This window comes from Arcicella sp. LKC2W (assembly GCF_034931005.1).
Lineage (GTDB): Bacteria > Bacteroidota > Bacteroidia > Cytophagales > Spirosomataceae > Arcicella.
In genome coordinates this window covers 13361-27054 of sequence record NZ_JAYGIN010000002.1, presented here as the reverse complement: position 1 = coordinate 27054, position 13694 = coordinate 13361, and the positions used below count along the sequence as shown (strand labels likewise).

The window sequence follows — 13694 nt, the reverse complement described above, 5'->3', positions numbered from 1 at the left end:
GATTTTTAAATCGTTTTGAAGTAGAATTTAAAATCATTTAGTTTATATCAGACAATCAAATTAATCAACAGATGAAGTTGTCCCTCAAATCAGTGGCTGTTATTTTAGTTGGACTCGCTTTAGTGAGTTCATGTAAATCAAAAAAGCCAAGTAGCGTAAAAATGAGCAAAAACAGTACTGCTACTGGTATTGCTTACAATAAAAAAGGAGGTTTTCAGATTGATAAATCTTTCAAGGGTCAGCCAACTGGTCCTAACTTAGTATTCGTGGAAGGCGGTCGCTTTACGATGGGTGCTTTGGAAGAAGATGTTATCAACTCAAGAGATAACTTGGAAAGAACCGTATCAGTACAGTCATTTTACATGGATGAAACTGAAATTGGTAATGTTCACTATCTTGAATATTTGAATGCAATTCAAAAAGATTCTTCTCAAGAATTCTATGAATCAGCTCTTCCTGATACTTTAGTTTGGAAAAATGAGTTAGCTTTCAACGATTCTTACGTTGAACAATATTTACGTTACCCAGGTTTCCGTATGTATCCAGTTGTGGGTGTATCTTGGACTCAGGCCTCTGACTACTGTAATTGGCGTACTGCGGCAGTTAACAATGACATCGCCTTGAAAAGCCAAAAAGGTAGCAAAAAAGGTAGCAAAACTACTAAAACTAAAGGAAAAGCAGAATCTAAAGCAGCACCTGCATTCACTTCGGGACAACGTTTACAGATTGAATCAGGTAAAGTTCTTCCTGCTTACCGTCTTCCTACTGAAGCAGAATGGGAATACGCTGCAAAGGCAATGATTGGAACTCAATATGAGGATGAAAATCAAACTAATCAAAGAATTTATCCTTGGGATGGCCCTAATATGCGTTCTTCTCGTGGAAAGAAAAAGGGAACAATGTTAGCCAACTTTAAGCGTGGTCGTGGTGATTATGCTGGTATTGCAGGTAAGTCAAATGATGGTGCAATTATCACTAATGAAATCTATTCTTACCCTGCTAATGACTTCGGTTTGTTTCAAATGGCAGGTAACGTTAATGAGTGGGTTTATGACTTATATCGCCCATTGTCTTACGAAGATTTCAATGACTTGAACCCAATCCGTAGAAGTGATTATTTGGATAACGCCAAGAACTACGATAAGAAAAATGATAACTCATTAGTAGATAATCATTCAAGAGTTTATAAAGGTGGTTCATGGGCAGACGTAGCTTATTGGTTAGCTCCAGGAACTCGTCGTTTTATTGACCAAGATTCAGCAACATCAACCATCGGTTTCCGTTGTGCAATGATTAGAGCTGGTACTAATAAATAAGAATTATGTTTTGAAAAAGAGCCGTAAGATTCATTTCTTACGGCTCTTTTTTTTTGTTTACGAAGCAGTTGCAATAGCAATAATTGAAATGTCCTTTACGCCCATATCGTTCAATGCAATCACACAAGATTCGAGTGTTGCACCTGTTGTAAGTGTATCATCCACAATCACTACTTTACGTTCCGAAAGTCCTTCGGGTTTATCCACAAAAAACACATCTTGCATATTTTGATAACGCTCAATTCTCGATTTTTTGATTTGAGTTTCTGTTTCAACGCCTCTTTTCAAAATATCATTTTTCCATTCTATACCAAGACTTTCAGCTAAACCTTTGGCAAACGAATCTGACTGATTATATCCTCGAATGAGCAATCGTTTTTTATGCAAAGGAACGGGCAGAATAAGGTCAAATTCAGCGGAAAAGCCATTTTCTCGTAAATCTGCTCCATACCACCTACCTAACATCTCTCCAACGTCCTGATTACCTTTATACTTCAATTCATGCATCATATTTTGTACTTTTCCACCTTTAATAAACTTCAAATACGAAAGTGTATGTTTGAGATTTACTCTTCCTGCAAACTTATTGACCAATTGTTGGTCGGGTAAAATGTGGGAATTAGTCTTGGGCAATTCAAACCTACAATCGGTACAAATTTGATTTTCGTTGAGTTCTAAAGGTTGTTCGCAACCAGCACAGATTCGGGGAAATATGAGGTCAAGGAAAGCGTGTAGCATCGGTTTATATCGTTTATTTTTTAGAATTTATTTCACAAAACCTTTTGAAAAGATTTGTTTCGGTGATATTGATTAACTTTGTAAAACTGGTAAATTTATTCGGAATTATCTACTATTTGTCGCAAGACAAATTAGACCACGGATAGAACAGATAAAACAGATTTACACTGATTTTTCTTTAAATTTATCCGTGTAAATCCGTTGAATCAGTACAATCTGTGGTCTAATTTTATTCTGCGACAAATTGTAGATAGTTCCGAATTTATTAAAGCGTTTATCGGTAAAAATACTAAAATTTATCAACTTGTACTCACACAAAATCAACAAATAAATCTATGAGTTTAGTTACTGAATTTAACGATTATCGTGGCAAAATGAATGAGAAAATCATGGCTTCGGATAATAAAGTTATTAAAAGAATTTTCAATCTTGACACAAATACTTACGCTGAAGGAGCCTTGTCAGAGAAGACAAAAGAGATGATGGGACTGGCGTGTTCGATGGTTTTGCGTTGCGATGATTGCGTAAAATATCACTTAGGCAAGTGCCATGAATTAGGCGTAAAGTCGGAAGAAATTCAAGAGATTTTTTCTGTGGCAACTTTAATTGGCGGAACAATTGTAATCCCACATTTACGCCGTGCTACTGAATATTGGGAAGCATTAATCAATGAGTGATTGAGCGAATGATGGATTGAGTGATTCTGAAATAAAATTCATTTTCATAATTCTTTCAATCTTTCATTTATAATTAAAACTTACATGGAAAATTTATCCCTCGAATGGGAATCATTATTAGATAAATTAGAGCTATCGTTGGGTAAACGTCCCGCCGATTTAGATTCGGTTCTTTTCCTTATGGGCGTGCAAGAATTGGGCAAAGGGCATCAATTTTTCACCAAAGAACAAAAACAAGATTTGATGCACATTGCTATTTGCAAAGCATTAAGTTTTAGCGGAATTTATGAACTCGAAGGCATCGACCAAGATGGTTGGCCTCATTGGAAATTGGTTCAACAATTACCTTTTGTCAATATTGTTGAGCAAGAAAAACTAATGAAAGCTCACGTTATTGAATATTTTGAGAAAGAAGTATTTGTTTAATTGGTAGAACAGTTTCTAAACTATCAAATAATCTAACAGGTTAACCCTGTTCTAATTCATGAAAATTTTAACTTATAATGTCAACGGTATTCGTTCGGCAATGTCTAAAGGATTTGCAGATTGGTTAAAAGCTACTGACGCTGATATGATTTGTCTTCAAGAAGTAAAAGCCGAAGAACATCAAATTGATAAAGCGATTTTTGAAGAAATGGGCTATCAGGTTTATTGGCATCATGCGGAAAAGAAAGGATATTCTGGCGTGGCTATTCTCACAAAGGTTACACCTAAAAATATAGTTCACGGTTGTGGAATAGAAATTTACGACCGAGAGGGTAGAGTGTTACGTACCGATTTCGAAGATTTTTCGTTAATGTCTGTGTATATGCCTTCGGGGTCGAGTGGAGATGAACGTCAAGGTTTCAAGATGCAATGGCTTACTGATTTTCATGATTATATTTATGAATTGAAAAAGACCGTTCCCAATTTGATTATTTCGGGAGACTATAATATTTGCCATCATCCGATTGACATTCATAATCCAAAATCAAATGCCAATAGTTCTGGATTTTTACCAGAAGAAAGAGCTTGGGTTGGCAGTTTTTTGGAGAACGGCTTTATTGATACTTTCCGTCATTTCAATCAAGAACCTCATCATTATACTTGGTGGAGTTATCGGGCAGGAGCAAGGACAAAAAATTTAGGTTGGCGGATTGACTATCATTGTGCAACAGAACCTATGCGGGAACGTTTGGTTCGTTCGGCAATACTTTCTGAAGCAAAACACTCTGACCATTGTCCAGTTTTATTGGAGATAAATTGATTGGATTGCCACGAAGGCACTAAGACACAAAGTTTTAAATATTAGTGGCTTTTCTGGCAACACAAAACGATTTTTTGATTTTGATTAATTAGCCACTAAGTCGCAAATTTTTAAATATTAGAGTCTTTGTGCCTTAGTGGCAAAATAAAATCAACTAATACCATGATAACAAATATTGACGAATTAGACTTAAATAGGAAATATTCTTACGCTGATTATCTAACGTGGAAGTTTCAAGATTTTGTGGAAATAATTAAAGGGAAAATCTATAAAATGTCTCCCGCTCCACTACGTTATCATCAGCAAATATCTGTCAGAATTACCTCAGATATTGACCATTATCTAAGAAGAAAATCATGCAAGGTTTATTCTGCTCCTTTTGATGTAAGAATACCCATGAATGGCGAAGAAGGAGAAGATGCCATTTATACGGTTGTTCAACCTGATATTTGTGTTATTTGTGACCCTAAAAAGTTGGATGATAGAGGTTGTATGGGAGCTCCAGATATGATTGTTGAAATTATATCACCTTCAACCGCTAAAAAAGACCTCAACGAAAAGTTAGATTTATACGAAAGTTCAGGAGTTCGTGAATATTGGATAGTTTTTCCGAAAGAAAGATTCATTATGGTACACCTTTTGAATGATAAAGGTATCTATGAATTGATTGGAAGTTTCGAGCCAAACGCCGAAACACCAACTATCAAGGTCAATATTTTTCCAGATTTAGAAATAATAATGGAAGACATTTTTTCAATTTAAGAACCGTCTAAATTGAAAGTTTAAATTTTAGATAACTATGACAACTTCACCCATTGCTACGCTCTTGATGCGTATTGAGGAATACAAACGAAAATATTATCTCAATAGGCTCATTAAAGGTTCTATTTTTTCAGCGGCGGTTATCCTGTCCGCTTTTTTGGTTTTTAATACCCTCGAATACTTTGGACATTTTGGCACTACTTTTAGAACGATTCTCTTCTTTTCGTTCTTGGGTGCTTTCTTGGTTTCCCTCATTTTTTGGGTTGTTAAACCTTTGATGTTCTTATATGGTGAACGAAAACCTTTATCCAACGAATTAGCTGCCGACCAAATTGGAAAGTTTTTTCCTGAAATAGGAGATAAGTTGGTGAACACTCTCCAATTAACCAAAACACTCGACCGCAATCAAAATGAATTGCTTTTGGCTTCCATCAAACAGAAGTCGGAACAATTGGGATATTTAAAATTTGCCGATGCCATCAAAATCAATGAAAACCGTAAATACCTCAAATTTGCAGCTCTTCCTGCAGGTGCAATTGCTTTGATTTTGATGTTATATCCTGCATTCTTCTCAAAAAGCACCGAACGTATCGTAAACTTCAAAAATGAGTACCAAGAAGAAGCTCCTTTTTCATTCGTTTTAGAGAATAAAAAAATGCAAGCCTTTAAGAATGAAGACTTTACCGTAAACTTATCGCTTCAAGGCAATACAATTCCAGAATCGGTTTATCTGATGCACAACGACCGTAAACTCAAAATGGAAACGGTTGATAAGCGTCATTATACTTACACTTTTTCAAAAGTTCAACAAAGTTTTGATTTCAAATTTGAGGCAGCAGGCTTTAAATCAGGCGAATATGATGTTGAAATCGTGAATCGCCCAAGTTTAGCCTTTTTTGATGTTAATCTTTCTTACCCTTCCTATCTCAACAAACCCAACGAATCCATGAAAAACGTTGGTAATTTGACCGTTCCAGAAGGTACTCACATCGAATGGGATTTTAATGTTACTGATACCGATTCGATTTTGATGGTTTTTGAAGGAGACGGAAAACGTTATTATGCAGAGAAAAAACTTTTAGGTGGTGGGTTCGATTTATCTAAACGAGTTAAAGTTTCTGGAACTTACAAAGTGTATTTGAAAAATCAGTATGCTTCTCATGCTGAGGGAATTAGCTTTTTCTTGAATGTTGTTCCTGATAAATATCCACAGTTGAGTTTGGAACAATATAAAGATTCAACACTTTATAATTTTATGGTTTTGGGCGGAAATATCGCTGACGATTATGGAATTAGTAAATTAGCTATTTTCTACAAAGTGCTTCGTGATGGAAAACCTTCTACGCAGAATTACGCCAGTCTCAATTTACCAATTAACACTAATCAAACGATTCAAAGTTTTTACAAACAATGGAATTTGGACAGTTTAAAATTAAGTCCAGCCGATAAATTGGAGTATTTCATTCAAGTTTGGGATAATGATGGCGTGAATGGAGCAAAGTCAACTCGCTCGCAGGTAATGAATTATGCCGTTCCTGATAAAAATTCAATTGATAAAGAAATTGATAATTCTATCGACAAAACAGAAGCACAATTAGAGAAAACACTCGATAAGGCACAAAAATTACGTAAAGAAATTGCGGCTTTAGAAAATCGTTTGAAAAATAAGAAAGAACTTGATTTTCAAGATAAAAAGTTAGCCGAAGAACTCATCAAGAAAAAAGAAGAGTTGATGAACGAAATCAAGAATTTGCAGGAACAAAACCAAAATCTGAATGAGAAACAACAACGCTTTAATGAGCAAAAGCCTGAAAATCAGCAGAAAATGGAAGCATTGCAGAAAATGATGAATGAATTGATGGATCCTGAAACTCAGAAAATGTACGAAGAGTTAAAGAAAATGCTCGAACAAAATCCAGAAGACAATAAAATGTTGGAGCAAATGGAGCGTCTTAAAAATAAAGAACGTAATGCAGAGAAAGAATTAGAGCGAATGAAAGACCTTTTCAAGAAACTTCAACTTGACCAGAAAATGGATAAAGCAGTGAAAGACCTTGAAAATCAGGCAGAAAAGGAAGAGAAATTAGCCGAAAAGAATGAAGAACTTGAAAAGAAAGCTGATAATTCACCAGAAAAACAAAAAGAAACCGATGCGGCTAAAAAAGAACAAGAAAAGCTAAGTAAAGAATTTGAGGACATCAAGAAGGATTTGAAGGAAGCTGAAAAAATGAATGAGGAAATGAAGAATTCGGAGAAGATGGACATGGATAAAGAACAGCAAGACGATATTTCTGACGACCAAAAGGATTCTGAAAAGCAAATGGATAAAGGCGACAATAAAAGTGCCGCTGAAAAACAAAAACGTGCCGCTCGTAAAATGCGAAACCTTGCTCAAAAGTTAGCTCAGGCTAAACAACAGCAAGAAATGAAGCAAAACGAAGAGAATATGGATGACTTAAGAGATATTCTCGACAATTTGGTAACGCTTTCATTCGACCAAGAAAAGCTAATGAAAGATTTTAGAGGTATAAATCCATCAGACCCACGATTTGTTAAATTATCGCAAGACCAAATCAAGTTGCAAGATGATGCCAAAGTAATTGAAGACAGTCTTTATACGCTCTCTAAACGTGTTTTACAGATTGAAACCTTCGTTACTCGTGAAATGAACAACATGAAAGGTTACATGGGTGATGCCGTTAAATTGATTAAAGAACGCAAATTATCAATGACAACCGCCAAGCAACAGTTTGCGATGACTTCAATGAATAATTTAGCTCTTTTATTATCCGATGTATTGAAACAAATGCAACAAAATCAGCAAATGATGATGCAAGGTTCTGGAAGTGGTAAAGGAAAAAGCAAAGGAAAACAGAAAAGCATGGGGGATACTCAAAAAGAATTGAATCAGCAAATGCAACAATCCATGCAAAAGGGTTCAAAAGGGCAGGGGGGCGTTTCTGAGCAATTGGCAAAGATGGCTCGTGAACAATCTCAACTCAGAAAAATGCTCCAACAATTTTTAGATAGTAGTAAAGGAACTGAAAAAGGAAGAAAACTTGGAGATGAAATCAAGGATATGATGAAGAAAATGGAAGAAACGGAAACGGATTTAGTGAATAAACGTCTCGACCAAAACCTCATTAAACGCCAACAGGAGCTTTTAACTCGACTTTTAGAATCTGAAAAGGCAATGAAAGAACAAGAGGAAGACCAAAAACGCAAAGCAGAAACTGCACGCCAGACTTTTGAACGTAAAGCACCACCTCAGTTTCAACAATATGTCAAGGATAAACAAAAGCAAACGGAATTACTAAGAACTGTTCCACCAAATTTAAACCCTTATTACAAGCGTCAAGTTGATAATTACTTTAAGCAGATTAATTAGTAAAGAAAAAGCCTCAGAAATAGATTCTGAGGCTTTTTCTTTACTATTATAGTTAACCAATTCCTTTAATCACTTTAAACTCAACACGGCGGTTTATTTCACGTTCTTTCTCGCTTCCTGTGCGTTTCAATGGCTTTGCACTACCTAACCCTTTCGTTTGTATTCTTCGGCTCTCTATGCCCTTATTTACAAGGTATTTCTTGCATGAATTAACTCTTTCCAATGACAGCTTTATATTCTCGACGGCATCGCCTGTTATATCCGTATGTCCTTCCAATAAAATTTCGACCTGTGGATATTTTTTAAGCTGTTTTACTAATCTATTAAGTTCAGAAAATGATTCAGGCATTAATTCCGATTCTCCTAACTGAAAAAGTATATTTTTCAATCTAATACTTTCATTCACATTTGTACTGGCAGTAATTAATTCATCCTTATCTTCTTCTACTACTTTTTCTTCTTTCTTAATAAAATTATTACACCCTGCTAAATCAGTTAATATTCCCATTTTCAACGTATCTATTTTTATTAAGCTAAAGGTATCCGCTTTTTTATTTGAGTAATATGATATTCCATCCCTTCGTAATAATAAAGTCATTAAGTTTCCATTTGTATTATAATATTCTAAAATATCATTAGATGGGTTAATCTCAGTTGCAGAATTAATAATTTCACTTTTAGAAACCGTAAATCGCTCATTCAAAGGGATATACCACAAATTATTGCCTTTATTTTCTTTCACAACCAATTCATCTTTTTGATTGATAAAGAAATTACAACCTGCTGAGCAATTATCTTTTTTCCACCCACTTACACTCATATTATCCGACCACATTACATCAGGTTCTCCTTTTCTAATATCAACTCTCACTAAGTTTTCCATCGTAGTCGTAATAAAATACAACTTTCCTTTCGAATCAACTGCTCCAGAAATCCATCCACCATCATTATGCGATGGTAAAACCCATTTTGATACATTCCCTTGAGCAGCCTTTGGATTATACTCATAAATAGGTGTTTTTGATTGTTCATCGGCTTTTACTCCATAAATTTTATTATTCACACCTTTCGCCAAAGCATTACATTTAAAAGGAAAAACAATCCCTAATTGCTTCATTACCTTGCTATTACCTTCTATATTTTCTATTTCTATGACATTTCCATTTAGGGTTACCCCATAAATTTTATCATCACAATTATTTGGAATACCCGTATTTTCATATCTATCGCCCTTTTGTCTCAATCCATCTCTTTGTTGACTTAATGTAGCGAAGTTCCCCAATAACATAATTCCTATAAATAAACCTATTACATATTTGAGTGGTCTTTTTACTTTCATTTCTTATTTAGTTAATTTTAATCTACTAAACTCTTGATTTTCACTTACTAATCTTTTGTGTTGTATCTTTGTATTGTTTTAATTTATTCACCAATAACGATACCAAATGATTATTTTTTTCAACGAAGATATTAATTTTAAATTTCAAGGCAAGAATCTTTTTAAGGCGTGGTTAAAAAAAATAGCTGATAAAGAGGGCTTTAAGGTCAAAAACCTAAACTATATATTCTGCTCTGATGAGTATCTCCACAAAATTAATGTTGAATATCTTGAACATGATACTTACACTGATATTATTACTTTCGACAATTCAGAAGATGATGATGTTATTGAAGGAGACATATTTGTTAGTATTGAAAGAGTAAAAGAGAACTCACAGACTTTAAATACTGTTTTTGAAGATGAGTTAAAGCGTGTTATTGTTCATGGATTATTACATTTATGCGGTTATGATGACCACACTCCAGAAGACAAAGCAGAAATGAGACGTTTAGAGAGTGAGTATATTTCAATTTTCTAATTCGACCGTTTCATTTTCAATAAACGTTCCACGTGGAGTCTTTCAGTAATTACCTATTCGTTCGTAATGTTTTTTTATATTTAAATCAACAAACAAGTAAAAAAACTCCACGTGGAACATTTACTAAAAATAATCACTAATGAGATTTAGAACGGATAACCAAGGTATAAAAAAACGGTACTCAATTAGCCTGAGAAGGTTTGTTAAGGGAGAAATGAGGTTAGATAACTATGCAAACAATGAAATATTAAGATACATTATTCTAAGCAGAACAGATTTCAGAGAATATCTTGAACACCAGTTTTTAGAAGGAATGACATGGGATAATTATTGTTCAGCTTGGGAAATAGACCATATTATACCTGTTGGAGAATTTGATATGACAAATGAAGACGACTTAAAACTTTGTTGGCACTACTTAAATTTAATGCCATTGATTAGAAAAGATAATGAAATAAAAGCTCACTCATTATACTTTGCAAAAATTGAACTTGAAAAAAGATTAAAGGTATTACCAAGCAATCCAATATTAAAAGCACTAAAAGAAAAAACAAACAATGATGAAATTCATACAAAATACAATTATGATTTAGAATTTCTAAAATTTTACAATAGCATAAATTATCATTAAATATATGTACAAAGAATATGATGTAATAGTAGTAGGAGCAGGACACGCTGGTTGTGAAGCAGCACATTCTGCAGCTCAAATGGGTTCGAAAGTTTTATTGGTGACAATGAATATGAATACCATCGCACAGATGTCTTGTAATCCTGCAATGGGTGGAGTTGCAAAAGGACAAATTGTGAGAGAGGTTGATGCTCTCGGTGGAATGTCTGGAATAATATCGGATAAAACAATGATTCAATTTAGAATGTTGAATCGCTCGAAAGGTCCAGCCATGTGGTCGCCGAGATGTCAATCAGATAGAATGAGATTTGCAGAAGAATGGAGGATGGCATTGGAACAAAATCAAAATGTGGATTTTTGGCAAGAAATGGTGTCTGGACTACTCATTGAAGACAATAAAGTAGTAGGGGTGAGGACTCAGATGAATATTGAGTTTAAAGCGAAATCTGTTGTATTGACAAATGGAACATTTTTGAATGGCTTAATTCATATTGGTGAAAAAAACTTCGGGGGAGGTAGAACTTCAGAAGCTCGTTCAACTGGCATAACTGAACAATTAGTAAGCATCGGTTTTGAAGCGGGGAGAATGAAAACAGGAACTCCACCAAGAGTAGATGGAAGAAGTTTAGATTATTCAAAAATGGAAGAACAAAAAGGGGATGAGAATCCAAGTAAGTTTTCTTATTTGAATACTGAGAATTTGACAAAGCAAAGAAGTTGTTGGATAACTTATACAAATCAGGAGGTACATGATGTATTAAAAACAGGATTTGATAAATCACCGATGTTTGCGGGTAGAATAAAAGGACTTGGCCCGAGATACTGCCCTTCGGTTGAAGATAAGATAAACCGTTTTGCTGATAAAGACCGTCATCAAATATTCGTTGAACCAGAAGGATGGAATACTGTTGAAATGTATATTAATGGTTTCTCGACCTCATTGCCAGAAGATGTACAATATGAAGCCTTGAAAAAAATTCCAGGTTTTGAAAATGTAAGAATGTTTAGACCAGGTTATGCAATCGAATATGATTTCTTTCCGCCTACGCAATTGAAATCTACATTAGAAACTAAGTTGATAGAAAACTTATTTTTCGCAGGTCAAATCAATGGAACGACTGGATATGAAGAAGCGGCGTGTCAAGGATTGATGGCAGGGATTAATGCACATCAAAAAGCTCAAGGCTTAGAAGAATTTGTGTTAAATCGTTCAGAAGCTTATATAGGAGTATTAATAGATGATTTAATAAACAAAGGTACAGATGAACCGTACCGTATGTTTACCTCAAGAGCAGAGTATAGAACATTATTGAGACAAGATAACGCAGATATTAGATTAACCGAAAAGGGTTATAAAATAGGATTGGCTTCGGAAGAAAGATTAATTAATGTAAAAATCAAAATTGAAAAATCGGCTGAGTTAATTGAAAAATTAAAAGTTGTTAAAGTTTCACCAAAAGAAGTAAATGAAAAACTTCAAGCATTTGGTACGGCAGAGTTAAGAGAAAAGGTTTCTTTATGGAGTTTATTGAGAAGACCCAATATCGAGATAAAAGATTTACGAACATTGACGGAAGATGTAGAAAAACTTTTTGCAGCATATAAAGAAGACGTATTGGAGCAAGCAGAAATTAATGTGAAATACGAAAGCTATATTGAAAAGGAACAATTGATGGTAAATAAACTTCAACGATTAGAAAACCTTAATATTCCAACCGATTTTGACTATATGCAATTGAAAACAATTTCGATTGAAGGTCGTCAAAAATTAACGAAGATAAGACCACAAACGATAGGGCAGGCTTCAAGAATTAGTGGAGTGTCGGTATCAGATGTTTCAGTTTTGATGCTTTACATGGGAAGATAATAAAATCGAAAAAGTAAAATTGAAGACCTGTAAGGAAATAAAACCTTGCAGGTCTTTTTTTGTATCTTTGTCAAAAATTAAAAGAAGCTTATAATTTACAAAAATGGAAGAATTAAAGAATTGCCCTGTTTGTCAAAATAACACGTTTGTAGAATTTTTAAAAGTTCAAGACTTTACGGTAAGTCAAGAAAAGTTTTCGATACAAGAATGTAAAAATTGTGGCTTCAAGTTTACAAATCCAAGACCCGATTTAACACAAATTGGAGATTACTATAAAGCAGAATCTTATATTTCTCATACAAATACTTCGAAAGGGTTGATTGCTAAATTGTACCACTCTGTAAGAAAATATACACTAAAGGGTAAATTAAGTTTAATTAATTCACTCATTCCCAAAAAAGGAAAACTATTAGATGTAGGCTGCGGAACTGGAATGTTCCTGAATGTATGCCAAGAAGATGGTTGGAAAGTAAATGGCATTGAACCTGATAATGGAGCAAGGCAAATTGCAGAAGAAATAAATAAAGCTACCATAAAAACTGAAATATTAAGTTCATTCAAAGATGAAACTTTTGATATAATAACCATGTGGCACGTACTCGAACACATACACTTATTAAACGAAACAATTGATTGGTTAAAAGAAAGATTAAGTGAGAATGGATATTTAATCATTGCCGTTCCAAATCACGAATCCAAAGATGCGGAAATTTATCGAGAGCATTGGGCGGCTTATGATGTACCAAGACACTTATACCATTTCTCACAAAAAAGTATAAAACAATTATTTGAACAAAAGGGATTTTCATTGAAAGAAATCTTACCAATGAAATTTGATTCGTTTTATGTTTCGATGTTGAGTACAAAATATCAATCGGGTAAAATCAATTATATCAAAGCATTTTTAGATGGATTAAAGTCAAACATCAATGCAAAAAGTGACAACAGAAACTATTCAAGTCTAATCTATATTTTTAAGAAAGATTAACGTTAATAACACACTTTTCCACAACCCTCAATGGTTATTAACTATTGAGGGTTTATTTTTGTACATACCTAAGGATTTCTATAAACCGATAATTTTTATCAAATTTGGGTTAGATAGTAAATCAAAATTTGTTTCACGGAAAGCACCGATGATTTTCCACAAAGTTTTCAACATATCAACATGAGATTAAAACACATAGTATTAATAAGTTTTTTGGGATTA

General features: G+C 34.1%; 12 protein-coding genes. 10 read left to right on the top strand and 2 right to left on the bottom strand.

Annotation, left to right across the window (positions count from 1 at the left end; all coding sequences use genetic code 11):
- Positions 1-71: 71 nt before the first annotated feature.
- A complete protein-coding gene (gldJ, locus tag VB796_RS01855; protein WP_323344813.1) occupies positions 72-1316 on the top strand; it encodes a gliding motility lipoprotein GldJ in 1245 nt (414 codons plus the stop codon).
- A 57-nt stretch (positions 1317-1373) separates the two neighbouring features.
- On the opposite strand, the gene VB796_RS01850 is transcribed toward gldJ, so the two are convergent.
- Positions 1374-2054 carry a ComF family protein gene (locus tag VB796_RS01850; protein ID WP_323344812.1) on the bottom strand — a complete coding sequence of 227 codons (681 nt, stop codon included), beginning with the start codon at positions 2052-2054 and terminating at the stop codon, positions 1374-1376.
- Between the two features lie 335 nt (positions 2055-2389).
- Between VB796_RS01850 and VB796_RS01845 the strand changes: the two genes are divergently transcribed.
- From VB796_RS01845 to VB796_RS01825, 5 genes are all read left to right on the top strand, one after another.
- On the top strand, positions 2390-2731 hold the full coding sequence (locus VB796_RS01845) for a carboxymuconolactone decarboxylase family protein (protein ID WP_323344811.1): 342 nt from the start codon (positions 2390-2392) through the stop codon (positions 2729-2731).
- An 84-nt stretch (positions 2732-2815) separates the two neighbouring features.
- Complete coding sequence (locus tag VB796_RS01840; RefSeq protein WP_323344810.1) at positions 2816-3157, top strand: hypothetical protein; 342 nt, start codon at positions 2816-2818, stop codon at positions 3155-3157.
- 58 nt (positions 3158-3215) lie between these two features.
- Positions 3216-3977: an exodeoxyribonuclease III gene (locus VB796_RS01835; protein WP_323344809.1), complete on the top strand. Its 762-nt coding sequence runs from the start codon at positions 3216-3218 to the stop codon at positions 3975-3977.
- 162 nt (positions 3978-4139) lie between these two features.
- Complete coding sequence (locus tag VB796_RS01830; protein WP_323344808.1) at positions 4140-4739, top strand: Uma2 family endonuclease; 600 nt, start codon at positions 4140-4142, stop codon at positions 4737-4739.
- 37 nt (positions 4740-4776) lie between these two features.
- Entirely contained in the window at positions 4777-8127 is a 3351-nt protein-coding gene (locus tag VB796_RS01825; protein WP_323344807.1) for a DUF4175 family protein, read from the top strand.
- 52 nt (positions 8128-8179) lie between these two features.
- Here the strand turns inward: VB796_RS01825 and VB796_RS01820 are convergent, their stop codons facing one another.
- Positions 8180-9466: an OmpA family protein gene (locus VB796_RS01820; protein ID WP_323344806.1), complete on the bottom strand. Its 1287-nt coding sequence runs from the start codon at positions 9464-9466 to the stop codon at positions 8180-8182.
- A gap of 106 nt (positions 9467-9572) precedes the next feature.
- Between VB796_RS01820 and ybeY the strand changes: the two genes are divergently transcribed.
- From ybeY to VB796_RS01800, 4 genes are all read left to right on the top strand, one after another.
- Positions 9573-9986 carry an rRNA maturation RNase YbeY gene (gene ybeY, locus VB796_RS01815; protein ID WP_323344805.1) on the top strand — a complete coding sequence of 138 codons (414 nt, stop codon included), beginning with the start codon at positions 9573-9575 and terminating at the stop codon, positions 9984-9986.
- 139 nt (positions 9987-10125) lie between these two features.
- On the top strand, positions 10126-10617 hold the full coding sequence (locus tag VB796_RS01810) for a hypothetical protein (protein WP_323344804.1): 492 nt from the start codon (positions 10126-10128) through the stop codon (positions 10615-10617).
- 4 nt (positions 10618-10621) lie between these two features.
- The gene (gene mnmG, locus VB796_RS01805; RefSeq protein WP_323344803.1) at positions 10622-12484 is read left to right on the top strand and encodes a tRNA uridine-5-carboxymethylaminomethyl(34) synthesis enzyme MnmG; all 1863 of its coding nucleotides are present in this window, start codon (positions 10622-10624) and stop codon (positions 12482-12484) included.
- Between the two features lie 103 nt (positions 12485-12587).
- Positions 12588-13472, top strand: a complete 885-nt coding sequence (locus VB796_RS01800) for a class I SAM-dependent methyltransferase (protein ID WP_323344802.1) — start codon at positions 12588-12590, stop codon at positions 13470-13472.
- Positions 13473-13694: the final 222 nt, after the last annotated feature.